The organism is Kineosporia mesophila, from assembly GCF_021129235.1.
GTDB classification, from domain to species: domain Bacteria; phylum Actinomycetota; class Actinomycetes; order Actinomycetales; family Kineosporiaceae; genus Kineosporia; species Kineosporia mesophila.
The window spans coordinates 110,741-135,895 of record NZ_JAJOMA010000013.1 but is presented as its reverse complement, the minus strand read 5'-3'; the positions used below and the strand labels follow the sequence as shown (position 1 = coordinate 135,895).

23 protein-coding genes are annotated in these 25,155 nt (G+C 69.8%); 10 read left to right on the top strand and 13 right to left on the bottom strand.

From position 1 onward, the window contains the following. Positions 1-126 precede the first annotated feature (126 nt). On the top strand, positions 127-1,047 hold the full coding sequence (locus LR393_RS19455) for a carbohydrate kinase family protein (protein WP_231485394.1): 921 nt from the start codon (positions 127-129) through the stop codon (positions 1,045-1,047). On the opposite strand, the gene LR393_RS19450 is transcribed toward LR393_RS19455, so the two are convergent. Together LR393_RS19450 and LR393_RS19445 are read right to left on the bottom strand one after the other, a co-directional pair. Then, positions 1,044-2,726: a fumarate hydratase gene (locus LR393_RS19450; protein ID WP_231485393.1), complete on the bottom strand. Its 1,683-nt coding sequence runs from the start codon at positions 2,724-2,726 to the stop codon at positions 1,044-1,046. The genes LR393_RS19455 and LR393_RS19450 overlap by 4 nt on opposite strands. 35 nt (positions 2,727-2,761) lie before the next feature. Then, positions 2,762-3,868, bottom strand: coding sequence for a hypothetical protein (locus LR393_RS19445; RefSeq protein ID WP_231485392.1), 1,107 nt, complete (start codon positions 3,866-3,868; stop codon positions 2,762-2,764). Positions 3,869-4,377: 509 nt separating this feature from the next. Between LR393_RS19445 and LR393_RS19440 the strand changes: the two genes are divergently transcribed. The 3 genes from LR393_RS19440 (at position 4,378) to LR393_RS19430 (ending at position 6,728) form a co-directional block, all read left to right on the top strand. After that, on the top strand, positions 4,378-4,995 hold the full coding sequence (locus LR393_RS19440; RefSeq protein WP_407937335.1) for a carbonic anhydrase: 618 nt from the start codon (positions 4,378-4,380) through the stop codon (positions 4,993-4,995). A gap of 44 nt (positions 4,996-5,039) precedes the next feature. Continuing rightward, positions 5,040-5,216, top strand: coding sequence for a hypothetical protein (locus LR393_RS19435; protein WP_231485390.1), 177 nt, complete (start codon positions 5,040-5,042; stop codon positions 5,214-5,216). A gap of 120 nt (positions 5,217-5,336) precedes the next feature. Continuing rightward, positions 5,337-6,728 carry a class II fumarate hydratase gene (locus LR393_RS19430; protein WP_231485389.1) on the top strand — a complete coding sequence of 464 codons (1,392 nt, stop codon included), beginning with the start codon at positions 5,337-5,339 and terminating at the stop codon, positions 6,726-6,728. A 164-nt stretch (positions 6,729-6,892) separates the two neighbouring features. On the opposite strand, the gene LR393_RS19425 is transcribed toward LR393_RS19430, so the two are convergent. The 4 genes from LR393_RS19425 to LR393_RS19410 form a co-directional block, all read right to left on the bottom strand. After that, on the bottom strand, positions 6,893-8,158 hold the full coding sequence (locus tag LR393_RS19425) for an aggregation-promoting factor C-terminal-like domain-containing protein (RefSeq protein WP_231485388.1): 1,266 nt from the start codon (positions 8,156-8,158) through the stop codon (positions 6,893-6,895). 262 nt (positions 8,159-8,420) lie between these two features. Continuing rightward, positions 8,421-9,152, bottom strand: coding sequence for an aggregation-promoting factor C-terminal-like domain-containing protein (locus LR393_RS19420; protein ID WP_231485387.1), 732 nt, complete (start codon positions 9,150-9,152; stop codon positions 8,421-8,423). Between the two features lie 487 nt (positions 9,153-9,639). Then, the gene (locus tag LR393_RS19415) at positions 9,640-10,980 is read right to left on the bottom strand and encodes a PhoH family protein (protein WP_231485386.1); all 1,341 of its coding nucleotides are present in this window, start codon (positions 10,978-10,980) and stop codon (positions 9,640-9,642) included. A gap of 329 nt (positions 10,981-11,309) precedes the next feature. Further along, on the bottom strand, positions 11,310-12,077 hold the full coding sequence (locus tag LR393_RS19410; protein ID WP_231485385.1) for an isoprenyl transferase: 768 nt from the start codon (positions 12,075-12,077) through the stop codon (positions 11,310-11,312). Between the two features lie 202 nt (positions 12,078-12,279). Between LR393_RS19410 and trhA the strand changes: the two genes are divergently transcribed. Beyond that, a complete protein-coding gene (gene trhA / locus LR393_RS19405) occupies positions 12,280-13,053 on the top strand; it encodes a PAQR family membrane homeostasis protein TrhA (RefSeq protein WP_231485384.1) in 774 nt (257 codons plus the stop codon). Here the strand turns inward: trhA and LR393_RS19400 are convergent. Next, complete coding sequence (locus LR393_RS19400; RefSeq protein WP_231485383.1) at positions 13,043-13,549, bottom strand: hypothetical protein; 507 nt, start codon at positions 13,547-13,549, stop codon at positions 13,043-13,045. The genes trhA and LR393_RS19400 overlap by 11 nt on opposite strands. 149 nt (positions 13,550-13,698) lie before the next feature. Here LR393_RS19400 and LR393_RS19395 point away from each other — a divergent pair, with 149 nt between their 5' ends. Then, complete coding sequence (locus tag LR393_RS19395) at positions 13,699-13,944, top strand: DUF397 domain-containing protein (RefSeq protein WP_231485382.1); 246 nt, start codon at positions 13,699-13,701, stop codon at positions 13,942-13,944. On the opposite strand, the gene LR393_RS35515 is transcribed toward LR393_RS19395, so the two are convergent. The 4 genes from LR393_RS35515 to LR393_RS19375 form a co-directional block, all read right to left on the bottom strand. Then, entirely contained in the window at positions 13,941-16,049 is a 2,109-nt protein-coding gene (locus LR393_RS35515) for a thioredoxin domain-containing protein (protein WP_331282963.1), read from the bottom strand. The two genes, LR393_RS19395 and LR393_RS35515, sit on opposite strands and share 4 nt — an antisense overlap. 95 nt (positions 16,050-16,144) lie before the next feature. Next, positions 16,145-17,056 (bottom strand): glycosyltransferase family 2 protein, encoded by a 912-nt coding sequence (locus LR393_RS19385; protein ID WP_231485381.1) that lies wholly within the window; start codon positions 17,054-17,056, stop codon positions 16,145-16,147. 5 nt (positions 17,057-17,061) lie between these two features. Further along, entirely contained in the window at positions 17,062-17,901 is an 840-nt protein-coding gene (locus tag LR393_RS19380; protein ID WP_231485380.1) for a CDP-alcohol phosphatidyltransferase family protein, read from the bottom strand. Then, the gene (locus LR393_RS19375) at positions 17,898-19,649 is read right to left on the bottom strand and encodes a CDP-alcohol phosphatidyltransferase family protein (protein ID WP_231485379.1); all 1,752 of its coding nucleotides are present in this window, start codon (positions 19,647-19,649) and stop codon (positions 17,898-17,900) included. Before LR393_RS19375 ends, LR393_RS19380 begins: the two co-directional genes overlap by 4 nt. Before the next feature lie 515 nt (positions 19,650-20,164). On the opposite strand from LR393_RS19375, the gene LR393_RS19370 reads away from it, so the two are divergent. Further along, on the top strand, positions 20,165-21,661 hold the full coding sequence (locus LR393_RS19370) for a CDP-glycerol glycerophosphotransferase family protein (protein ID WP_231485378.1): 1,497 nt from the start codon (positions 20,165-20,167) through the stop codon (positions 21,659-21,661). A gap of 16 nt (positions 21,662-21,677) precedes the next feature. Next, a complete protein-coding gene (locus tag LR393_RS19365; protein WP_231485377.1) occupies positions 21,678-22,523 on the top strand; it encodes a glycerophosphodiester phosphodiesterase in 846 nt (281 codons plus the stop codon). Here the strand turns inward: LR393_RS19365 and LR393_RS19360 are convergent. Next, on the bottom strand, positions 22,449-22,787 hold the full coding sequence (locus tag LR393_RS19360) for a hypothetical protein (RefSeq protein WP_231485376.1): 339 nt from the start codon (positions 22,785-22,787) through the stop codon (positions 22,449-22,451). The two genes, LR393_RS19365 and LR393_RS19360, sit on opposite strands and share 75 nt — an antisense overlap. 26 nt (positions 22,788-22,813) lie before the next feature. Then, complete coding sequence (gene mca / locus LR393_RS19355) at positions 22,814-23,698, bottom strand: mycothiol conjugate amidase Mca (RefSeq protein ID WP_231485375.1); 885 nt, start codon at positions 23,696-23,698, stop codon at positions 22,814-22,816. Positions 23,699-23,920: 222 nt separating this feature from the next. Here mca and LR393_RS19350 point away from each other — a divergent pair, with 222 nt between their 5' ends. Both LR393_RS19350 and greA read left to right on the top strand, forming a co-directional pair. Next, positions 23,921-24,355, top strand: coding sequence for a DUF4307 domain-containing protein (locus tag LR393_RS19350; protein ID WP_231485374.1), 435 nt, complete (start codon positions 23,921-23,923; stop codon positions 24,353-24,355). Positions 24,356-24,591: 236 nt separating this feature from the next. Then, positions 24,592-25,083: a transcription elongation factor GreA gene (gene greA, locus LR393_RS19345; protein ID WP_231485373.1), complete on the top strand. Its 492-nt coding sequence runs from the start codon at positions 24,592-24,594 to the stop codon at positions 25,081-25,083. Positions 25,084-25,155 lie beyond the last annotated feature (72 nt).

Here is a 25,155-nt window from a genome sequence, read left to right as displayed (position 1 = left end):
CCGTAAACGCGTAACCGGGTGGTCCCGACACGCTCCCGGCCGATCTTGCGTGGGTTTTCGAGGGGGCTGGTGGCCTTAGCCTGGTGCGGGGCTCAAGGGTGGCCCCGTGATCGCGAGGAGGCGGCGTTGGACGAGGTTCTGGTCATCGGTGAGGCTCTGGTCGACATCGTTCATGCGCCGGGGCGACCCCCGGTGGAGCATCCCGGGGGCAGCCCCGCCAACGTGGCCCTCGGCCTGGCCCGGCTCGGGGTCGACACCCGGCTGCTGACCCGGATCGGTGACGACGCGCGGGGCCGTTCGATCGTCGATCACCTGCGGGGTTCCGGGGTGGAACTGACAGAGGGGTCGATCACGCCGGACGCGACGTCCACCGCCACCGCGCGGCTGGACGCCGAAGGGGTCGCCAGCTACGACTTCGCGCTGCACTGGGCCCTGTCTGACATCGTTGTCAGCCCCGCGACCAGGGCCATCCACACCGGCTCGATCGCGGCCACGCTCTCTCCCGGCGGCGACGACGTGCTGCGGCTGGTCGAGAAGAACGCGGACCGGGTGGTGATCTCGTACGACCCGAATGCGCGGCCGGCGCTGATGGGCTCGCGGGAGGCCGCCCGGGAACGGATCGAGCGCATCGTGCGGGCCTCGGACGTGGTCAAGGTCAGCGACGAGGACCTGGAATGGCTCACCCCCGGCGCCGACCCGCTGCAGGTGGTCGAGGCCTGGCGGGCGAGCGGCCCGGCGCTGGTCGTACTCACCCGCGGGGGCGCCGGCGCGGTCGGGGTGACGGCCACCGGCATCGTGGAGGTCGCGGCCCCGAAGATCACCGTGGCGGACACGGTCGGCGCCGGCGACTCACTGATGAGTGGTCTGCTGCACGGCCTCGACCGGGCCGGCCTGCTCGACGCCGCCACCATCGGACAGCTCCGTACACAACCGGCCGAGAACCTCGTCCCCTTGCTGACCCATGCCGTGAAGATCGCCGCCTACACGTGCACGCAGGCGGGCGCCCAGCCCCCGACGCTCAGGGAGCTGGACGCCTACCAGCCCTAGATGCCGGGACGGCGCTGGATCGTCATCGCCATCGGCTTGGTGACCTCGGCGAAGAAGTCGTTGCCCTTGTCGTCCACGACGATGAAGGCCGGGAAGTCCTCGACCTCGATCTTCCAGACGGCCTCCATGCCCAGCTCGGCGTACTCCAGCACCTCAACCTTACGGATGCAGTCCTGCGCCAGGCGGGCGGCCGGCCCACCGATCGAGCCCAGGTAGAACCCTCCGTGCGCGGCACATGCCGATGTGACCGCGCCGGAGCGGTTTCCCTTGGCCAGCATCACCATCGAGCCGCCGGCCGCCTGGAACTGCTCGACGTAGCTGTCCATCCGGCCCGCGGTGGTGGGCCCGAACGAGCCGGACGCGTAGCCCTCGGGGGTCTTGGCCGGGCCGGCGTAGTAGACCGCGTGATCGCGCAGGTAGGAAGGCATCTCCTCACCCGCGTCCAGACGCTCCTTGATCTTGGCGTGCGCGATGTCCCGCGCCACCACCAGGGGCCCGGACAGCGAGAGCCGGGTCTTCACCGGGTACTTCGTGAGTTCGGCGCGGATTTCGGCCATCGGCCGGTTCAGGTCGATCCGCACGGCCTCGTCGGAGTCGTTCAGGTGCTCGTCGGTGGTCTCGGGCAGGTAGTGCGCCGGCTCGGTCTCCAGCTGCTCCAGGAAGATGCCCTCGGCCGTGATCTTGCCCAGCACCTGACGGTCGGCGCTGCACGACACGGCAATCGCCACCGGGCAGGAGGCACCGTGCCGGGGCAGGCGCACCACCCGCACGTCGTGGCAGAAGTACTTGCCGCCGAACTGCGCACCGATGCCGAACTGCCGGGTCAGCTCCAGCACCTGAAGCTCCAGGTCGAGGTCGCGGAAGGCGTGACCGGTCGCCGAACCCTCGGTGGGGAGGTTGTCGAGGTACTTGGCGCTCGCGTACTTGGCTGTCTTCAGGGCGAACTCGGCACTGGTACCGCCGACCACGATGGCCAGGTGGTAGGGCGGGCAGGCGGCCGTGCCGAGCGATCGCAGCTTCTCGTCCAGGAACTTCATCATCCCGGCCGGGTTCAGCACCGCCTTGGTCTCCTGGAACAGGAACGACTTGTTGGCGCTGCCACCGCCCTTGGCCATGAACAGGAACTTGTAGGCGGCCTCGTGCCCGGGCTCGGTGTCGGAGTACAGCTCGATCTGCGCCGGGAGGTTGGTGCCGGTGTTCTTCTCGTCCCACATCGTCAGCGGCGCCATCTGCGAGTACCGCAGGTTGAGCCGGGTGTAGGCGTTGTGGATGCCCCGGCTGAGGGCCTCCTCGTCGGACACCGCCCCCGGGGAGGTGAGCACCTGCGTCCCCCGTTTGCCCATCACGATCGCGGTGCCCGTGTCCTGGCACATCGGCAGGATGCCGCCCGCCGACACGTTCGCGTTGCGCAGCAGGTCGAGGGCCACGAACCGGTCGTTGGGGCTGGCTTCGGGATCGTCGAGAATGCGCGCCAGCTGGGCCAGGTGGGCCGGGCGCAGGTAGTGCGCGATGTCGTGCATGGCGGTGTCGGCGAGCAGGGCGAGCGCGTCGGGCGACACCTCGAGGAACTGCCGGCCGGCGGCCTCGATCGTGCGGACCCCGTCGGTGCTCAGCAGACGGTAGGGCGTCTGGGTGTCCGGGGTCGTCGGAAGCAGATCGGAGTATGCGAACTCAGCCATGCCGAATACTAAGCACCGAGGAGGAGCGGTGAGTGTCAGACCGGCGCGGCAACCACGGTGATGACGCGGTCGATCTCCTCGATGATGGCCCGGGTCGGAGCACCGGACGAGGCGATCCGGCGGATCTCCAGGAGCTTGTTCAGCGTGGCCCGGTCGGCCTGGGCCAGCACTTCCTCGGCCCGCTTCTCGGCCAGCTCCCGCTCGGCCTGCTCCCGGTTCACCGCGCCCCCGTTGAACAGCGTCTCCATCGCCGCCATCACCCGGGTCAGCATGCTGTGCACGGCGTCGGCGGCGAACCCACCGAGCAGGGCGATCGCGGGCCGGGCCAGCCCGGACAGCGCGTCACCCCCGCTGCCCAGCGGGATCAGCTCGGCGATCACCAGCCCCGCGGCCATCCCGAGCAGGATGCGCTGCAGGAAGGTGTGGTCGAACTCGGGGTCGTAGCTGCCCCGGGCCACCTCGCGGCCCGCGCGGTAGAGCGCGGTCAGGCCGGCCCCGAGCGCCGCGGCGGCGAGCAGGAAGAGCTCACGCAACAACAGGGAACCGAAGGCCGGGTCGCTGTCGCCCAGACCGGTACCCGCACTCGCCTGACGGGCCTGCGGAACGGCCGCCAGCAGCACGAAGGCCACCAGGAAGACCAACGTCGCCGTCATCAGCCAGCGCACCAGGGGCACGGTGCTGCCGGCCGGGCTGATACCGACGAAGACCAGTCCCTTGAGGCCCTTCCGGTCGCGCGCCGGGTGCACGCCCGAAGGCCCGGACTGGCGCGGGATCCGGTCGGCGAGCCGGATCGGACGACGTCCCTCGCGGTAACCGTGCAGCAGTTCGAGCGTCGCCGGGCGGGCCGGGGCCACGATCCGGCTCAGCTCCCGATGCGCACGGACCAGGGACTCGGTCGCCAGCATGCGGTCGGCCTCACTCGGAGCGGCGTTCCAGCCGTCGGAGTTGAGGTCCACGACCGTACCCATCGTGTTCTGGTCACGGACGGCCTCGAACATCCACGCCGCAGGCGCGGGGGTCAGTCCCAGATCGAGAACGTGGGCGAGCATCACCTCGACCTGCCTGCGCAGGCGCTCGACTTCCTGTCCCTTACCGGCCTCGATGTTTCCGAGGGCGGTCAGTGTTGTCTCGGGAACCACCACGACCCCTTTCACAGGCTCTGAGATCACTGAAAGTAAGGGATCGGTAGCGGATTGTTTCGCATCTTTAGGGTGGCCGGACGAAAGTAGGGTGTTCGGTCCAGACCTGTATCCCCCTGGTCAGCCCCTCCACAAAGGTCCCAGGTCGCCCCAACTGCAACCTCTGATCTCGGCAGCCACGCACGTCACCCGATCCGAGCGTGGGAAACCGTGCTTCGCGGCGTGTCACCCGCTGCGTGTCACCAGCGGGGGTGACGTGATGCGCGCGTCGCAATACGGCGTGTCGGCGTGTTGCGCACCCAACCGGCACTCTCTGCGCGATTCCCCGAAGGCTTCGGGAATCCCGGAGCGGACGTCGATCGCTGCGTGATAGCTCACCGTGAATGGATGCCTGCCGAGCGGAGGGGACACAATGACCTCCGGCCCCGGCAGTAACCGGGCTCCAGGAAGGTGTGGGTAAAGACATGGGAACGACCGACAGCCCGGACGAGACCAGTGGTGGGCAGGACGTCATGCCGGACGCCGCGGGCAGCCTGGCCGAGCTTCTGGCCGGTAACCAGCGCTTCGTGCTGGACGACGCCGCCCATCCGAACCAGGACGTCCACCGGCGGGCCACGCTCACCGGTGGCCAGCGTCCATTTGCCCTGATCTTCGGCTGTGCTGATTCCCGCGTGGCCGCCGAGATCATCTTCGATCAGGGGCTGGGCGACCTCTTCGTGGTGCGCACCGCCGGCCACGCCGTGGACAACGCCGTGCTGGGCTCGATCGAGTTCGGCGTCGACGTGCTGGGCATCCCGCTGGTGATCGTGCTCGGCCACGACAGCTGCGGTGCGGTGAAGGCCACCATGGAGGCCCACGACAGCGGCACCATGCCCTCGGGCTACCTGCGCACGGTGGTCGAGATGCTCAGCTCCAGCGTGATCAACGCCCGCCGGGCCGGCCACGGAGACATCAACGCCATCGTCGCCGAGCACTCGGTGCAGGTGGCGCGGGAACTGCCGGAACGATCCAGCGTGATCGGGCGCCGGGTCGCCGACGGTCGGCTGGCGATCGTGTCGATGGAGTACGCGCTCTCCGACGGCGCCGTGCAGGTGCTCAGCAGCACGATCGCAGACCCCCAGGTGGCCTGAACTCCCCAGCCCGTCACTCAGGGCAGTCTTGGTAGCTTTGAGTGATGGGCTTGAGGACGCGGGTGGTCTCCCTTCCCGGGGACGCGGGCCACGAGGCAGTCGGTCAGTCGCTCCTGATCGCGGGGGTCGGCGTGGGAGCGCTGGCCGCGGCCGCGCTGGGCCGGTCGGTGGTGCACGACCTGACCTCCTTCATGACCCAGCTGACGTCCTTCGTCCCGTAAAAAAACCTTTCCGTGATCATGCAAAATCTCCCCGGAGTTCTAGAACTCTCGATCGCGCCAAGAGGTCAGGAGCCTGACCCCGGGTGGCCGTGACCCGGTGAGCAGGACGAGGATCGGGACATGGCCAATGAAGACATGCGTGTCGAGCACGACACGATGGGCGAGGTCCGGGTTCCCGCACAAGCCCTGTGGGGAGCCCAGACCCAGCGTGCCGTGGACAATTTCCCGATCAGTGGGGTGCGGATCGACCCGGCGGTGATCTCCGCCCTGGCGTACATCAAGGCGTCGGCCGCGCGGGTGAACGCCGAGCTCGGCGTGGTGCCCGCGGACATCGCCGAGGCCGTGGCGACTGCCGCCGCCCGTATCGCCGCGGGCGAGTACGCCGACCAGTTCCCGATCGACGTGTTCCAGACCGGCTCCGGCACCTCGACGAACATGAACGTCAACGAGGTCGTGGCCACCCTGGCGAGCCGTGAGCTCGGCTCCCGGGTACACCCGAACGACCACGTCAACGCCTCCCAGTCGTCCAACGACACCGTGCCGACGGCCGTGCACGTGGCCGCGGCCGGCGCCACGGTGAACGACCTGCTGCCCGCGCTCGACCAGCTCGCGATCTCGCTCGAGAACCTCTCCGCCCGCACCCAGCACGTGGTGAAGGCCGGGCGCACCCACCTGATGGACGCCACTCCCGTCACCCTGGGCCAGGAGTTCGGTGGTCACGCGGCACAGGTTCGACGGGGGATCGAGCGGATCATCGACACCCTGCCCCGGGTCGTCGAGGTTCCCCTGGGCGGCACCGCGACCGGCACCGGCATCAACACCCCACCCGGCTTCGCCGTCGGCGTGATCGCGGATCTCTCGGTCAGCACCGGACTTCCGATCACCGAAGCACGGGACCACTTCGAAGCCCATGGTTCTCGCGACGCCCTGGTCGAGCTTTCCGGTGCGCTAAGGGTTCTCGCGGTCAGCCTGACCAAGATCTGCAACGATCTGCGCTGGATGTCGTCCGGCCCGAACGCCGGCCTGGGCGAGATCCACCTGCCCGACCTGCAGCCCGGGTCGTCGATCATGCCGGGCAAGGTGAACCCGGTGATCCCCGAGGCGGTGCTGCAGATCTGCGCCCAGGTGATCGGCCACGACGCCACCCTGGCCTGGGCCGGGGCCAGCGGGAACTTCGAGCTGAACGTGATGGTGCCGGTGATCTCCCGCTCGCTGCTGGAGCAGATCCGGCTGCTGACCAGGGGTTCCGCGCTGCTGGCCGAACGCGTGGTGGACGGCGTCGAGCCGGACGAGCGCCGCGCCCGCGAACTGGCCGAGTCCTCCCCCGCGATCGTCACCCCGCTGGCCCGCCCCCTGGGCTACGAAGCCGCCGCGAAGATCGCCAAACACGCCGTGGCCGAACGGATCACGATCAAGGCGGCGGCCATTGCCCTGGGCGTGGTGGAACGTGGCGAGCTGACGGAGGAGGAGCTGGACAAGCTGCTCGACGTGAGCACGATGACGCACCCCTAACCCCATTTTTTCGTGATCATGCAGAATCTCCCCGGCGTTCTAGAACTCTGGAGCTGAGAGTTCTAGAACTCTGGGGAGATTCTGCATGATCACGAAAGGTTTTTGGGGGGTGCAGAAACGGCGCCCCTTCCTGCTGCCAGGAAGGGGCGCCGTTCCGGAAGAACTCAGTACCAGCCGACGGACTGGCTGTGACCCCAGGCGCCGCAGGGGGTGCCGTAGCGGTCGGCGATGTAGTCGAGACCCCAGCGGATCTGCGTCACCGGGTTGGTCTGCCAGTCGGAGCCGGCGGAGGCCATCTTGCTGCCGGGCAGGGACTGCGGGATGCCGTAGGCACCGGACGAGGGGTTGGTGGCCTGGTAGTTCCAGCCACTCTCCTTGGTCCAGAGCGAGTCCAGGCAGGAGAACTCCGACGACGACCAGCCGCGGTCGGCGAGCATGACCCGGGCGGCCGACTTGGGGTCACGCTGCGCGTTGCGCAGGGCCCGCTCGCGGCGCTCGGCCGCGGCCTTGATGCGGTCGGCGGCGGCCTTGGCCTGCTTGTACTGGGAGAGCGCGGCCTTCGCCTTGGCCGGCGAGGCCTTCTTCAGCGACTGCTTGGCCTCGGCCGCGTCCTCGGCGGCTTCTTCGGCCGCCTGCGTGGCGGCTGCGACCTCGGCGGCCTTGTCGTCCTGGGCCTGCTTCTCGGCCGCGGTGAGTGTGAAGGCCGCGGCGGCGTTGGCGCCGTTTCCCCCGTCAAGAGGGGACGCGGTGCCCGCGAGCTGGGTGACCGCGACGCCCTCGGCGCCGATGACGAGCGCCATGACCAGCAGCCGGGCGGCGGTGGACTTACCCCCACCGAAGAGCCGGCGGTTCGGCGTCGGTACGAACGCCTCGTCGGGGGCGGTGGGTTTTCGGCGGCCGGGCTCGAGGCTGACGGGCTCGACCGTGAGGTCGAGACCCCACTCGGCCGGGTCCACACCGTCACTGGCCGGGGCTTGGAACTCGATCGGCGCGGTGGGCGGCGACGGGAGCAGGTCGGCCTTGCTCGGCTTGGCCCTGCGGTCCGGGGCCGGGATCGCGATCGGCACCATCGGCGGCTGCCGGTCGGGCTGCCGGAAGGCGTCCTGCGAGATCGCGGGCGGCACCGGCATGTCGATGCCGGCCGGACGCCACGGGTCGGTCTGGGGGATGGGGAGGACAGCGGGGGTCGGTGCCACCGCGACCGCCGGGTACCGCGCCTGGAGCGTGGAACGCCGGGTGGCCTCCGCGCTGCGCAGTGCGCTGGCCGGGGCCTGCGGACGCTGCTGCCGGGCGGCGGGTGCGCCGGAGGGACGACTGCCACCGGCGGGCCGGCTGGTCGCTCCCCGGCCGGCTCCGCGCCGGGCCTCGGCCTTACGCAGTTCCGAACGCTTGGGATAGCTCTTGGTCTCGCTTTGGACCGAGCTGGGCACCCCTCCTGTGCTCAACCACAGATCCGCGAGGTCTTCATCATTTTCAGACCCAACGGTTGCTGTCACGCCGACTACCGTGGCGAATCGGACCCGCGAGCACAAGTCCCCTGGTGAGGGTTAAGGAAGGTTTGACCTCGATCAGACGTACCGATCCACCCTGGGTGACTTCGTCATACGGAGGGTGAATTTTTGGACCACCCGCACCAACAGGAAGGGCCGGCCCTCCGATCGGGAGAACCGGCCCTCAGGACCCTGCTGCGGATCAGTACCAGCCGACCGATCGGCTGTGCGCCCAGGCGCCGCACGGGCTGCCGTAGCGCTCCTGGATGTAACGCAGGCCCCACTTGATCTGGGTGCTGGGGTTGGAGCGCCAGTCCCGGCCGGCCGAGGACATCTTGCTTCCGGGCAGCGACTGCGGGATGCCGTAGGCGCCGGAGGAGCGGTTCTGAGCGTTGTGGCGCCAGTTGCTCTCCTTCTCCCAGAGCTTCACCAGGCAGGTGTACTGGCCCGACTTCCAGCCCCGCTGCGACACCATCAACCGGGCCACGGCCTTGGCCGAGCGGGGACTGGTGCGGGATGCCTGGGCGCGGGCCTGGGCCCTGCGCTTGGCGGCAGCTTTCTTGGCGGCTGCCTTCTTCGCGGCTGCCTTCTTCGCCGCCGCCTTCTTCGCGGCCGCCTTCTTCGCCGCGGCCTTCTTCTTCTTTTCGGCGAGCGCGCCGGCGTCGACCACGGCCGACGCGTTCTGAGCGCCGATGACGCTCAACGGGGAGGCGGCGAGGGTGGTGGTACTTCCGGTGAGAGCGATCCGGCCGGTGAGGTCCTGCTCGGCGGCCCGGAGGTCGACATCGGCCGAGCCACCGGTTCCGTGGGACTGCGGGGCGGTGGCGATCGCCGTACCGGAGACGGCGACCAGGAGAACAGCCACCGAGAGGGAGCGCAGGGCGCTGGGAACCACGTAGGGCCTTTCAACGGTGCGCCCTGGGTCACGGCGCATCTGCGTCACTCCGCTCCGGGCCCGCCGGTACCCATGATCGGCACCGCGCTGACACCACAGGGGCCCGCGAGGTCCCGATCGAGCAGGCCTACCGGTTGCGGCAGGACGACACCGCGATGAAACGGCGCGCTCTTTCGTCACTCACTGAAGCGGGGTGCTGACGAACCCACCGTGCGGGGCGGGCCGTCGATATTTCAAACGAACTACAGCGATGTAATTGCTCACCGTAGATATTGATGACGTTTCTATTACCCACCGTGGGCTTTGTGAGAGTCGTCACGAGCATTCGGGTGACGTTCCTGACCCGCCGACCAACACCTACTGCCGCAGGAATTTTCATGATCATGGACGTCTTCGGTGACCGATTCCCCTTCGGTCACCGAAGAGTGGTGCCACCACCGGTTCGGTAGCCCAGAGCAACCAGAACGACGTGAGGCCCGGCCGATCCCGGCCGGGCCTCACGTCGTTCACCTCACTGGAAGAACGATCAGGGCACGAAGTTCTCCAGCAGCTCGGTCACGAGCGCCGCCACCGGCGAGCGCTCCGAGCGGGTCAGGGTGATGTGGGCGAAGAGCGGGTGGCCCTTCATCGCCTCGATCACGGCCGCGACCCCGTCGTGCCGGCCCACCCGGAGGTTGTCGCGCTGGGCCACGTCGTGGGTCAGCACCACCCGGGAGTTCTGGCCGATCCGCGAGAGCACGGTCAGCAGCACGTTGCGCTCCAGCGACTGCGCCTCGTCCACGATCACGAACGCGTCGTGCAGCGAACGGCCGCGGATGTGGGTCAGCGGCAGCACCTCGAGCATGCCGCGGCCCATCACCTCCTCGACCACCTCGGGGGCGACCAGCGCCCCCAGAGTGTCGAAAACCGCCTGCGCCCAGGGGTTCATCTTCTCTGCCTCGCTGCCGGGCAGGTAGCCGAGGTCCTGCCCGCCGACGGCGTAGAGAGGACGGAACACCATGATCTTGCGGTGCTGGCCCCGCTCGAGCACGGCCTCCAGACCCGCGCACAGGGCCAGGGCCGACTTTCCGGTGCCGGCCCGGCCGCCCATCGAGAGGATGCCGATCTCCGGGTCGAGCAGCAGGTCGATCGCGATGCGCTGCTCGGCGCTGCGGCCGTGCACCCCGAACACCTCGCGGTCGCCGCGGACCAGCTTCACCTTCTTGTCCGGGGTGACCCGGCCCAGGGCGGAGCCGTTCGGCGAGGCGATCACCAGGCCGGTGTGGCACGGGAGCTCCGCGGCCTCCGGCACGTCGAGCGCCTCACCCGCGTACAGCGCGCCCACCTCGGACGCGTCCAGTTTCAGTTCGTCCAGCCCGGTCCAGCCGGAGTCCACGGCCAGGCCGGCCTGGTACTCCTCGGCCGCCAGGCCGATCGCCGAGGCCTTGATCCGCATCGGCAGGTCTTTACTGACCAGCGTGACCGACAGCCCCTCGGAGGCCAGGGCGCGCGCCACGGCCAGGATGCGGCTGTCGTTGTCCGCGTGCCGGAAACCGTCCGGCAGCACCGAGAGGTCGGCGTGGTTGAGCTCGACCCTCAGAGTGCCCCCGTCGTCGCCGAGGGGCATCGGGGCGTCGAGCCGCCCGTGCTTGATCCTCAGGTCGTCGAGCAGGCGCAGGGCCTGCCGCGCGAAGTAACCGAGTTCGGGGTGGTTGCGCTTCCCCTCGAGCTCGGTGATCACGACGACGGGAAGAACGACCTCGTGCTCGGCGAAACGGTGAATCGCCTTGGGGTCCGACAGCAGGACGGACGTGTCGAGAACGAACGTCCGGTCACCTGCCTCGGGCACGTTCGCAGAGGCCTGGGTGAAACTCGCGGGCAATGCCACGGTGACTCCCCTCGCTGGAGGATGACGAACGTCCCGCCTGGCAACGACATATTGCCTGGCGGCAAGCGACGCTACGCGAGGTACCACCGTCGCTATCCGAACCCGGTCGCGTCAACCCATTGCACGTAAACGGTTTTGACGAGGCCAATGTCATAACTGGCGGGGAGCCGGAAAAGGCGCCCCGGCTCCCGGGATTCCAGGAATCACGATCACGGGCGGGTATCTTGGATATCACGGATGAGTTACAGGCAGTTGAACAACAAAGGCGACCCGCAAAATGAGGAACGCCTGCGAGCCGGGGCCCACAGGCGTCTTCAATCCGGGTTGTTCTAGGCTCCGTAGCGGCGCTCGCGCTGGGCGTACTGCCGCAGGGCCCGGAGGAAGTCGACCTTGCGGAAGTCGGGCCACAGCGCCTCGCAGAACGAGAACTCGCTGTGGGCGCTCTGCCAGAGCAGGAAGCCGGACAGACGCTGCTCGCCCGAGGTGCGGATCACCAGGTCCGGATCGGGCTGGCCCTTGGTGTAGAGGTGCTCGGCAATGTGCTCGACGTCGAGAAGCTCGGCGAGTTCCTCGATCGTGGTGCCGCGGGCGGCGTGCTCGGACAGGAGTGACCGCACGGCGTCGGCGATCTCGCGGCGGCCGCCGTAACCGATGGCGATGTTCACGGTACGCGGGCAGTCGACCCCGCGGGTCTGCTCCTCGAGCTCCTTGAGGCGGGCGGACGTCGCGCCCGGCAGCAGGTCGAGCGCGCCCACCGGGTTCACCCGCCAGCGGCCGGTCGCGGCGATCTCTCCCGCGACCCCCTCGGAGATCTGGAAGAGCGCCGCGAGTTCCTCGGGCGAGCGGCCGGTGAGGTTGTCGGTGGAGAGCAGCCAGAGCGTGACCACCTCCACCCCGACCTGGTCGCACCAGCCCAGGAACTCGAGGATCTTCGCGGCCCCGGCCCGGTGCCCGCCACTGGCGTCGAGCCCGGAGTTCTTCGCCCAGCGCCGGTTACCGTCGAGAATGACCCCGATGTGACGCGGGACGGCGTCGGGCTGCAAGCCCCTCATGACGTTGCGCTGATAGGCGCGGTAGACGAGCCGGCGCAGTCCCATGAACCTCACGGTATCGCTGTCCCGAGGGTGGGTTGTAGCAAAGTGCCCGTTCTTCAAGCAGACGGCGCACTCTCGAAACCGGAAAGTGACATTGATTCGTGTCACGCACGAGACGCCCGATGCGTCAAGGGGCCTGGCACCCCGAAATCCCGAGTGGTGCACCCACCGTCAATCCCCAGGGTCCACCGTTATTCTCGGTGTGATGACGGATCACCACGAGCAGGCCCCGAGCCCCGGCGACCAGGACGAGCCCAACGGCCGCACCGGCCGGATCGAGGCCGGCGTGGAGCGTATCGGCGACCGGCTCGAGGCCGGCCGGGAACGCATCGAGAACAAGCTCGTCGAGCTGAAGCCGCGGATGCGGGGCTGGCTGCACGCCGGCACCTTCCCGCTGTCGGTGCTGCTCGGCGCGATCCTGGTGATCCTGGCACCGGACGAGCGCACCCGGGTCTCCACCGCGATCTTCGCCGTCACCGCGTCCATGCTCTTCGGCGTCAGTGCCCTGTACCACCGGGGCGGCTGGAGCCCCCGCACCAGCTCGTTCCTGAAGCGGTTCGACCACGCCAACATCTTCCTGATCATCGCCGGCACCTACACGCCGTTCAGCGTGCTGCTCCTGCCGGCCGGCCCGGCCCGCACCCTGCTGTGGATCGTCTGGACCGGCGCCCTGCTCGGCGTGGCCTTCCGGGTGCTCTGGGTCGGGGCGCCGCGCTGGCTCTACGTACCCGTCTACATCGCCCTGGGCTGGGTGGCCCTGGCCTACGTGCCGGCCCTGCTCAAGGGTGGCGGCGTGGCGGTGTTCACCCTGGTCGTGGTGGGCGGCGCGCTCTACACCATGGGCGGCGTGGTCTACGGCCTGAAGAAGCCCAACCCGAGCCCGCGCTACTTCGGGTTCCACGAGGTGTTCCACGCCTTCACGGTGCTGGCGTTCCTGGCCCACTACACCGGCATCAGCCTGGCGGCGTTCAACTCGTAGGGCCCGCCTTCCGCACCTTCTCCACCTCTTCCATGGCCGTGCGCAGGTCGCCGAGCCAGGTCGAGGTGTTGTCCCCGACCAGACGCACGCACCAGGCCAGCGCGTGGGCCCGGGACCGGGCGACCCCGGCGTCCACCAGCGTGTCCAGCACGAGCCGCTCGGACTGACGCAGCCGCGTCATCACCGGCACGGAGAGGCTGGTGAAGACCTCGGTCTCCTCCCCCGACGTCACCGCCCAGGCGACCTTGCGGCCGAACCGGTGCTCGGCCTCGCGGGCGATCTGGATCCGGCGCTCCCGGGTCTCCTCCCGGAACCGGGCGATGCCTCCGGCCGTGGCCTCCCTGAAGGCCGGCCCGTCGTCGGTGGCCTCGGGCGCGGCGATGACCAGCCGCACCATGATCTCCTCGCGGTCGGTGACGACCTCCGCCACGGGCTCGTTCCACTCGGACGGCAGCCGGGCGCCGAACCATGCCTTCACAGCTCCTACTTCATCCATACCAGCGATGATTACTTGCTTACACCGACCATGCAAGCGTGTAATCATGCTTCTTCCCTGAGCAGAGATGCTGCCCCGGCATGGCATCGATGTCACCCGGCGTTCGCGCAGGCGATCATCAAGAGCAACCGGAGCGCTACCCTGTGCGCATGACCACACAGCGCAGCGGCGGGGTCACAGATCTGAGCGTGGTGATCGACCCTGCCACCACGACCTGGGTAGCCGGCCGCTCCCAGGAGGGCCTGGACGACCGCCTCGAGGTTGCCGTGCTCGAGCCCGGCAACCGGGTGGCCGTCCGCGACGTCGCCCACCCGGCCGGGCCCGCCCTGGTGTTCAGCAGCGCCGAGTGGCAGGGCCTGCTCGGCGGCCGGCCGAGCCTGGTCGACCTGCGTTAGAAGCCTTCCGTCGCCGGCACTTCCGGGGCCAGCTGCTTCTCCAGCTCAGCCACGGTGGTCACTGACAGGCGGCAGGCGAAGTTCTGGCAGACGAATGCCTGGGCCTCGCCCGACCTCGTCAGTGGGCGCCCGGCCAGCAACGGCACTCCCGGGGCGTCGGGCGCACCGGCACTGATCACGGCTCCCGGCGCGGTCGAGGCCAGGGCGGCGAGATGCAGATCCAGGCGCACCGGGTCGTCCTCGTGGCCGACGATCGCGATCTCCCGGGGCCCGTCCAGCCGCGCCACCGACACGGCCAGCCCCCAGCCGAACGCCTGCGGGGCATGCCCGCCGACCGCACCGGTGGCGGCCAGGCACCGCTGGGCCGCCTCCCGCGCGCGGGACGAACCGGTCAGGGCGGCGTAGCTGAGCAGAGCCCCCGCCGCCGCGGAAGCGCCCGAGGGATAGGCGTTGTCGGTCGGATCGGCCGGGCGGCGCAGGGCCAGCAGCGCCTCGTCGGTGGAGTCGGCCGCGGTGTCGTGCACCCCGTCGTCGTCGATGAACTGGGCCATCACCACCTCGAGCAGGTTCCCCGCGGTGGCCAGCCAGCGCACCTCACCCGTGACGTGGTGCAGGGCGAGCAGGCCCTCGGCCAGGTCTCCGTAGTCCTCCAGCACCCCGACGGCGGCCCCCGGGTTGCCGTGCCGGCTGGCCCGGTGCAGCCGGGGCACCACCCCAGAGCCGTGAATATGCACGCGAAGCACCAGATTCGCGATCCGGCCGGCCGCCTCGACGAGATCGGGCCGGTTCAGCAGGGCCCCGGTCTCGGCCAGCGCGGCGATGGCCAGCCCGTTCCAGGCCACCACCACCTTGTCGTCGCGGCCGGGCTGGGGGCGGGCCGTGCGCACGGCCCGCAGCTTCTCCCGCAGGCCCTCCCAGCGGGCGGCGGTGAACGGGTCGGCCCAGACGTCCTGCGCCAGCTGGGCCGTGGACGCGCCGTGCTCGAAGGTGCCCGGACGGCCGACCCGCAGCAGGGCCGCCGCCCAGGCGCCGTCCTCCGGGCCGAGGTGGGTCAGCAGGTCCTCGGGCGTCCAGACATAGGTGCGCCCCTCCTCGCCGTGCGCCTCGCCGGTCTCCTCGTCCACCACCTCGGTGTCCGCGTCGAGTGAGGAGGCCAGGCCCTGCTCGTCGGTGAGCAGCGCGGAGAGCATCCAGTCGCAGGTCTCCAGCGCGATCCGGGAGCCCACCGCCTCACCCGTCAGCCGCCACCAGTGCAGGTACACCCGGGCCAGCTGGGCGTTGTCGTAGAGCATCTTCTCGAAGTGCGGCACCACCCAGCCGGCGTCCACCGAGTACCGCGCGAACCCGCCCGCCACCTGGTCGTACATCCCGCTGCGGGCCATCGCCCGCAGGGTGCGGCCGGCCAGGTCACGGGCCGCCCGGCCGCCGGGGGCCAGCGGCTGCGCGGCGGCGTACCGGATCAGGAACTCCAGCACCATGGACGGCGGGAACTTCGGGGCGCCGCCGAAGCCCCCGTGCACCGGGTCCTCGGAGGAGACGAGCTTCTGCAGGGCGCTGGTGAGGGTGTCCCAGTCCGGCGGGGTGGCCCCGGCGCTGCTCGGGATGGCCTGGTCGGCGAGGGCCTTGGCGATCCGGTCACCGGCTTCCAGCACCTCGCCGCGGCGCTGGTTCCAGGTGTTGGACACCGCGGTCAGCAACTGCCGGAACGAGGGCATCGGGCCGCGCGGCACCGGCGGGTAGTAGGTGCCCGCGTAGAACGGGCGGCCCTCCGGGGTGAGGAACACCGTCATCGGCCAGCCGCCCTGCCCGGTGAGAGCCTGGGTCGCGGCCATGTAGGTGGAGTCGACGTCAGGCCGTTCCTCGCGGTCCACCTTGACGTTGACGAACAGCTTGTTCATCAGGTCGGCGACCTCGGGGTCCTCGAAGGACTCGTGCGCCATGACGTGACACCAGTGACAGGCCGCGTACCCCACCGACAGCAGGATCGGCGCGTCGCGACGGGAGGCCTCGGCGAAGGCCCCCTCACCCCACTGCCGCCAGTCGACCGGGTTGTCCTTGTGCTGTAGCAGGTACGGGCTGGTCGCGTGCTCCAGTCGGTTGGCCACAGCGTCAAGGTCTCATGCCCGGTGCGACATCACCGCCGGACACGCGACGAGGGCGGGCCGTCACCGTGGTGACGACCCGCCCTCGAGGGCAGTACCTAGATGATCGGCGGACGACCGGCCTTGGTCATGGCCCAGATCGCCTTCCACTTCATCTGGCGACGCGGGCCGCAGGCCTGGGTCAGTCCCTGCCAGTAACCCCGCATCATCTCCAGGGCGTCGTCCTTGGCCCGCAGCCGGATCGCGGAGATCGCGAACCAGGTGCCGACGTAGATCAGGCCGACCGGGGCCGGAAGGTTGCGCCGGGCCAGCCAGACCCGGTTCCGGGCCGAGAAGCGGTGGAACACGGCGTGCCGGGTCGGGGCGATGACCGGGTGGTTGACCACCAGGTCGCCGTCGTAGCGCACCCGGTAGCCGGCGTCCCAGACCCGCCAGGCCAGCTCAATGCCCTCGTGGGCGTACCAGAACGGGGCGGGCCAGCCGTCGGCCACCGCGAAGATGTCGCGGCGCAGGGCCACCCCACCTTCCCAGACCGCGGTGACGTCGCTGCTGCGATAGGGGTCGCCGACGCGCAGACGCGGGGTCCAGCGGCGGGGCGAGGGCAGACCCTCCGGGTCGGCGACCCGGGGCTGGATCAGGCCCAGGCTCGGCTCGTCGGCGAACTTCTGCGCGATCACGGCGAGGATGTCGGTGCTGGGCAGGAACGCGTCGTCGTCGAGGAAGAACAGCAGCTCACCCTTGACGTAGGGCACGCCCGCGTTGCGCCCGGCCGGGATGCCGAGGTTCTCCGGCAGACCCACACCGCGAGCCCCCTCCGGCAGACCGGTGGGCTCCCAGCCGTTTCCCACCACGACCACGTCGGTGACCACGCCGCGCTGGGCCAGGACCGACTCCACGGCGCGGTTCAGCGCTTCCGGACGGGTGCCCTGGCTGAGCAGAACCACGCCGTAGTGCGCCACGGGAAGAGGTTTGGCGGCCTTCTGGCGGCCGGACGAGTTGGGTTCGGTCATCGCGCTCACCGCAGCCGGGCCGAGGAGAGCACTGCCGCGAGGTGCCCGACGACCGTGATCGACACGGCCAGGAGCAGGGCGACCAGCAGGGCGCCGGTGGCGGTGTGGTTGCCCGCGACCAGGTCGACGACCGCGGCGGCGAACACCAGCAGGGAAAGCTCCACAGAATGGAAGACCCGGTGGAAGGGCAGCAGTTTCGCGACGCGACGGAGCGTGCGGACCGATCCGGCGGAGGGGACGCGAACCTGTTCCGCGTCTTTCATCGCCGACATCCCGGCGTAGTGCCGTGACACGTGTACCAGGTCGTTCTCCACCTTGTTGAGGGCCACCAGCAGAGCCAGCAGCGCACCGAGGAACAACGCGGGGTCGGCGAGCGTGGCGAGCAACCCGGCCCACCAGCCCTCCCCGCCGTCGACGATCGAGGGAGCGGAACCGAGACCGCCACCGGACGCGACCCGGATACCGAGGGCCAGCGCGATGCCGCACTCGGCCACGTAGTGCCCGACCCGGTCGAGGTAGACACCCACCGGCGAGGAGGTGTTCCGCCAGCGGGCGACCTCCCCGTCCGAGCAGTCGAGCAGCATCTGCAGCTGCACGAAGATCACCGCGAGGAGGGCACCGGCGAAGCCGGCCCAGGCGGTCGACACCGCCGACAGCGCCGCCGCGATGATCATCAGCCAGGTGACCTGGTTGGCGGAGAGGCCGAGGGCCAGGAGGGGCCGGGTCAGGTACGGCGAGATCTTCCGCAGGTAGACGTCGGCCACCCAGTGCTCGGCCGCCGCCCGGTTCCGCACGTGCTCGGGCTGACCGACCCGGCGGATCTCCGCGATGCTGGGCCCGCTCATCGCGTGACTCCGATCCATGATTTGAGACTGGTTGAGACCGAGGCCACGGCGACCACGGCTGTGAGTGCCCAGAGACCGCCGGTGACCCAGTCCTCGACATCGTCGATGGGCAGCAGCAGACCGGGCAGGAAGATCAGGACGAGGAACGCGGCCATCCGCAGATCGGCCCCGATGACCAGCTGGGACTCGCTGGCAGCGCCTTCGCGCACCCCGTAGGCCTGCAGGTAGTGGGCCACGGCGATGACCGCGACGAGCATGACGACGGCGCCGTGCTGGGCCCCGACCGCGGTGCTGAGCAGGTACACGACCGCGATCTCGATCACCGAGACCAGCGCCGGGGCGATGACGGCGGCCCGGCCGCGCAGCCGCTGGAGGGCGGCACCCAGCCAGGGGCCGGTGTCGGCGGCGATCGCCGGGACCAGGTCACCGGCCAGGGACCGGCCGCGGGAGGCGAGCGCCGTGAGCATGTAGGCGCCCGCGGCCAGGCCGAGCACGTTCAGGCCGATCAGCGTGGCCTTCGGGCTCCACAGCGCGGCGCCCAGCGAGATCAGCAGGAAGCGCTCGCCGATCGGGAAGTGACCGAGCCGCTTGAGCCAGCCGGCCACCCCGAACGTGTCGGTGGACGAGATGAAACCGGACGGCACCCGTACGTTCTCGGTCGATGCCACCCAGTGCACCGGCTCCGGGACGACGTCGCCCTCCAGCTGCTTGCGGCGCAGCGACCAGGACAGGTCGGCCAGGCTGCGGAAGGTCTGCACACCGATCGCCAGGGCCGCCAGCGGCCACAGGTCCTGGTCGGCGCGCGCACCGGCCAGGGCCAGGGCGAAGACGACGGCGAACTCCTTGATGCGGTCGGTGCTGGCGTCGAGCCAGGCGCCGAACCGGGAGAACCGGCGGCGGTAGCGGGCCAGCTCGCCGTCGACGCAGTCGACCACCACGCACAGCTGCAGCAGCAGGGCGCCGATGACGGCCGGGAACCGGTCACCGGTGGCGATCAGGCCGGCCGCGATCAGGCCGAGCACGAACGAGCCGGCGGTGACCTGGTTCGGCGTCAGGCCGAGCCGCTCGGCCGGGCCGGTGAGCCGCCAGGACAGCTTGCGCAGCACGAAGGTGGAGAAGAAGCCGTCACCCCCGCGGGCTGCCTCACGCAACCGCACGCGGCGCTCGGGCACGGTGGCCAGGGCCTGTTGCGCCGCCATCGCCTCGACGGCGTCGGTGGGCCGGGCCCAGACGTAGCCGCCCATCGGGACGGGCTTCACCTCGACGCCCACGCCGGGGAGCCGACGGGTCAGCTCGAGCAGGAGCCCGTCGGGGTCGTGCGGGTCGAGTTCATGGACGAGGCCCGCGGCGGCGGGGCGGTCGTCGGCGTCGATGCGGAGCACGTCGAGCAGCTCGGTGCCCGCGGCAGTACTTTCGGCGGCCAGAGCACCGGTCCGCACCCGCGGGTCGTCCAGTACCGCACCTAGAACTGTGCCGTTGGTCACCAGATCGATGGGGATCAGCGCGACCGGACGGCGCGGAACCGCATTGGAGCCGACCCCGTTCGGCGGCGTGCCGTCGTCGTAGGCCGGGTGCCCGGGAACGGGCTGCCCCGCCACTGCCCTCGCCAGGGTGGTGAGCCCGTCGGCGCTGCCGACCGTGACCACCTGCTCGTCGGCGACGACCAGACCCTGCTCCGCGAGAGCGGTCCTCAGGGCCGCGGCCCGGGACGGGGAGTTCGGGCGAAGTTCCAGGAAAACGATGTCCATAGCCGCCGTACCCGGTGCCGTGACGACCTCGCCGGGGGCAGGGCGTGCGGATTCCGGTAATGTTGAAGTCTCGGCGGCCCCGTCACTCACAGTGACAGCATTGCCGGTACGGTGCCGTAGCCCCGTTTCGGCCGATCGCCCTCGCGCATCCACCCTCTGAGGTCCGTTCTGTCGGCTCGAGTCGAAGAACATTAGCACTGCGTTCATGTGCCGGTCCCCTCACCGCATGGTCCCGTTCCCTTGCCCAATAAGCAAAAACGACCACAGAGCGTGAAGGTTGACGCGCACAGCTGTGACACAGGGGGCGAAAATTTACTGAGCGCGATCTCGCCGGAGCCCGGATTCTGCCACCGGACCGTGTAACGATCTGAACCCGAATCAACGATCAGGCAAACGAGCCGAATCTCCGGATGAGAACAAAGGCGTGGACCGCGCATTATGCTTCCGGCCGGTCCCTCGTCCGTACGACCGATTCACGAAAGGGCACCAGACCCCCGATGGCGCTGCCGAAATCTGTGTCCAACTTCCTCCGTTCGCCCAACCCGGCAACGATCGGGGCCCTGGCGAACACGATCAACAACAAACGCCGGGACATGGGCCGGCGCAAGCCCGCACGGGGTCCGCGCCTGAACCGCGTGCCCGAGGGACCCGCCCCCGCAGCCGAGGTGGTCGTCTACTTCGCCGAGGACAGGCGGAAGATGTATCAGCTCGACCAGTGGCTGCCGGTGTTCGAGGAACTCCACCAGCGCCACCCGGTCGTGATCGTGCTGCGCTCCAAGCAGTCGTTCAACAACCTCAGCGAGCGCACTCCGCTGCCGACCGTCTACACCCGGCGTCTGGCCGACGTGCTGGAGCTGTACGACGAGCTCGACCCCAAGGTCGCGATCTACGTCAACAACGGTGTCGCCAACTTCCAGTCACTGGCCGTCGCGTCGATCCTGCACGTGCACGTGAACCACGGTGAGAGCGACAAGGTCAGCATGGTCTCGAACCAGGCCAAGGCCTACGACCGGGTGTTCGTCGCGGGTGAGGCCGCCGAGCGCCGGCACGCCGCCGCCCTGATCAACTTCGACTACTCGAAGCTGGTGCGCACCGGCCGTCCGCAGCTGGACCTGAAGTTCGAGCCGGTGCTGGCGCCGTCGGAGCGCAGGACCGTCATCTACGCCCCCACCTGGGAGGGCGAGAACGACTTCAACAACTACACCTCGGTCGACCTGTACGGCGTCGAGATCGTGCGGCAGCTGCTGGCCACCGACGGCGTGCGGGTGGTCTACCGGCCGCACCCCCGGGTCGCGAGCAGCACCACGCTAGAGGTCGTCGGCGGGCACCGCGAGATCCTGTCGATGATCGAGAAGGCGGCCGACGCCGACCTGGAGGCGGGTCACGCCACCGCGATGGAGGGCTCGATCCTGGCGCTGTTCCAGGAGTGCGACGCCATGGTCACCGACGTCTCCAGCGTCGGTCTGGACTTCCTCTATCTGCGCAACGACGCCCCGCTGTTCATCACCGACCGCCGTGACAACCCGGCCCAGCTGGCCGTGGACGCGCCGATCAGCGGTGCCTCGGACGTGATCGACAGCTCGAGCATCGCCGACTTCGGCACCGTGGTGGCCGCGCGCCTGGCGTTCGACTCGCGTATGGACGACCGCATCGCCAAGCGCCGCTTCTACTTCGGCGACATCGCCCCGGGCGAGAGCACCCAGCGCTTCCTCGACGCGGTCACCGAGGTGGCCGCCCGGCGCGACGAGATGGTCGCCCTCCTGCCGCACCGTCAGACCCACGCCTCGGCGGCCGCGGCGGCCACCGGGGACGCGGTCGGCGACGTCTCGCAGGAAGAGGTCGAGGCGAACTACGAGCAGCGCTCCGAGGAGATGGAGAGCCAGCTCGAGAACCAGGAGCACGAGGCCGCCGAGGCCGCCGAGTCGGCCCGCCTGGCCGACGAGGAGCTGGTGGACGCGGTGGTGGACGAGGGTGCCCCGACGCCGGTGGGGGACGCGGCCGGCAGCAGGTGAGGCGATGATCGATCCCATGACGGAACAGAGCACCCCGGCGCCGTCGCCCCCGGGCCCCTTCGGGCCCGGGCTGGCGATCGCCTCGCACCGCGGTTTCGGTAAGAACGTCGAGGGCTGGCCGGAGAACTCGCTCCCGGCCTACCGCGAGGCCCTACGGCACGAGGTGCCGTGGCTCGAGGTCGACGTGCGCCGGACCCGCGACGGTGGGCTCTTCGTGCACCACTGGCCCAGTGTCGGGGTGGACGACGGCCGTTTCGTCTCGGACCTGAGCAGCGACGACGCCCGTCAGGCCGGTCTGCTCGCGCTGGGCGATCTGCTCGAGGTGGTGCCGGACGGCGTCGGGGTGATCTTCGACGTGAAGACCGCGCTCGAGGACGCCCTGCTGAAGCCCTCGGAAGACACCACGGCGCTGCTGCTGCCGGTGCTCGACGCCCAGCGCGGCAAGCGCCCGGTGGTCGTGACCTCGTTCGACCCGGCGTCCCTGCTGTTCGTCGGCGAGGAACTGCCGGGGGTGCCCCGGGGGCTGATCACCTGGATCTCGTTCCCGATGCGCAAGGCCGTGCCGGCCGCCGCGCACCTGGGCGTGGAGGTGCTGTCGGTGCACTGGAAGTCGCTGGGCCCGAACGGCACCGACTCGGCACCGCACCACCGCCCGGCCGGCTACGCGATCGACATCGCGCACCGGGCCGGGGTGCAGGTGCTGGCCTGGTCACCGCCCATGGGACCGGCCGCGGAACTGGCCGCGGCCGGGGTCGACGCGCTGGTCGTCGACGACGTGGTGGGCGGGCTAGCCCTGGCTCGTGGCCTGGGTGCTCGCGGCCTGGGTGCTCGCGGCCTCGGGGGGAGTGCCGGCCGGGGCTGAGCCCGGCCCGGCCGGGGCGCCAGCTGCGACAGCAGACCCGGCGGCCTCGGCCTCGGTGCGCTCCACCTGGTCGGCCATGAACTTCACCTTGCGCATGTGCTTGGTCATGCTGCGGATCAGCAGCACGGTGGCCACCGCGATGAAGAACACGGCCAGGAAGCCGGCGAAACCCGGCGAGACGGTGTCCGCGTCGGGGGTGCGAATCGCGTCGGGCTGGGTCGAACTCGCCAGACCCGAGACCGCCATCACGGCCGAAGAAAACACCGTCGCCACATCAGTTCCCTAGCTCGTCAGACCTTCGCCCGATCGCGAATGCCGGCGAACAGGTCGTCCTCCGGCAGTTCCGTGTCGACCAGACTACGCGCCAGCTCGAAGTCGTCCGTCGGCCACACGTTCGCCTGCACGTCGTTCGGGATGGCGAAGAACCAGCCGTCCGGGTCGATCTGCGTCGCGTGCGCCCGCAGGGCGGTGTCGCGGCGGTCCATCCAGCCGACGATGTTGACCTGGGTGGTGATCTTGCGCTCCGGCGGGCTGTCGGGGCTCTCGCGGCGCTTCATCCAGTCCAGGAACGGCGACTCCTTGCCCATCGCGATCAGCGCCTCGTGGAACGCCATCATCCGGGCGGTGGAGAATCCCACGTCGTAGTAGAGCTTCAGCGGGGTCCAGGGCTCGCCGCTGTCCTCGTAGCGGGTCGGGTCACCGGCCGCCTCGAAGGCCTCGACCGACACCTTGTGGGTCATGATGTGGTCGGGGTGCGGGTAGCCACCCAGCTCGTTGTACGTGGTGATCACGTGCGGGCGGAACTCGCGCACCAGGCGCACCAGCGGGGCCGAGGCCACCTCCAGCGGCTGCAACGCGAAGCAGCCCCCGGGCAGCGGCGGCAGCGGGTCGCCCTCGGGCAGGCCCGAGTCGACGAAGCCGAGCCAGTGGTGCTTCACGCCGAGCGCGGCCGCGGCGGTCGCCATCTCCTTGCGGCGCAGCTCCGGCAGATCACGCTCCACCTCGGGGCTGCCCTGAAGCTGGGGGTTGAGCACGTCGCCGCGTTCGCCACCGGTACAACTGACCACCAGGACGTCGACGCCCTCGTCCACGTAGCGGGCGAGTGTCGCCGCTCCCTTGCTGGACTCGTCGTCGGGATGCGCGTGCACCGCCATGAGCCTGAGCTGCTCGGCCATGCCGGGTCCTCCTGATGGTGAGTGTTTGGTCGGTGCTCGGTCGATGTCGATCTGGATGCGGGCGCGCGTCGGTCACTCCCCCGCCGACACGGGCAACCCGATCGACGAGCACAATCATGTCGGACGCCGGGGCATTCCCGGACCACGCCCCGAACCGGCCCCGAACCGACCCCGACCGGCCCCGACCGCCCTGCCTGCCCCTGACCGCCTTGACCCAGGCTCATGACGAACCAGAGGAAGACCGTGACACCACCGGCCACCGAACCCTCCCCCGACGACGCCCTGGCGGAGCGGTACGGGCGACGCCGCACCCCCCGCCGGGGACTGGCGTTCGGGCTGCTGGCGGCCGCCGCCGCGCTCGCGGTCGCCTTCGTCTTCTGGGCCACGGTGCTCGACCGCGACCAGGTGACCTGGCAGGACCACAGCTTCGCGGTGAAGTCGGCCTCCGAGGTGGTGATCACGTTCGACGTGCAACTGCACCGCGGCGCCGACCGGGCCGTCTGCACCCTGCACGCCCTGAACGCGCTGAAGTCCGAGGTCGGCCTGCGGGACGTCGAGGTGCAGGGTGACGACGACAACCGGGTCCGGATGACCGTGACGGTTCCCACCAGCGAGGAGGCTACGGCCGGCGAGGTCGTCAGCTGCCTGGCCGGATGACGGCCCGCCCCGGGTCGTGGATCCGGGGCGATCTCTGGGGATTCAGACCCTGTTCACCGCGGTATTCCGTGAGACGGTACCGGTGACGGCGCAACGGACGAGGAACCGGTGGTCACCCTGCGCCGTCACACCGTGCACTGATCGTCCGGGCTTTCTTGTTAAACTCAAGTGTTTCGTCCCGGACGCCGTCGCCGCAGAATGTGCGACCTCAATGCGACCAGATTTGGAGATGCCCCGTGAGCGAGACCGGTGCTGTTGTCGCATGGCTGACACAAGACGCCTATGACCGGTTGAAGAATGAGCTCGAATATCTTTCGGGCGAGGGACGGGTCGACATCGCGAAGACGATCGAAGCCGCCCGGGCCGAGGGCGATCTGAAGGAGAACGGCGGCTACCACGCGGCCAAGGACCAGCAGGGCAAGATGGAGGCCCGCATCCGCCAGCTGCGTCAGCTCCTCGAGACCGCGCAGGTCGGCGAGGCCAAGGCCGGCAACGGCTCGGTGGCCTCCGGCAGCGTGGTCACGGTCGACCTGGCCGGTGAGGAGATGACCTTCCTGCTCGGCAGCCGCGAGGTCGCCGGCGACACCGACCTCGACGTGTACAGCGAGAAGAGCCCGCTGGGGGCCGCGATCGCGGGTCACAAGGTCGGTGACACCGTCTCGTACAAGGCACCGAACGGCCGCGATGTCTCGGTGAAGATTCTCGAGGCGAAGCCTTTCACCGGCTGACCTCGATCCCCGATTTCGCCAGGTACAACGGACGGCCGGTCTTTCCAGGACCGGCCGTCCGGCATTGGGGCA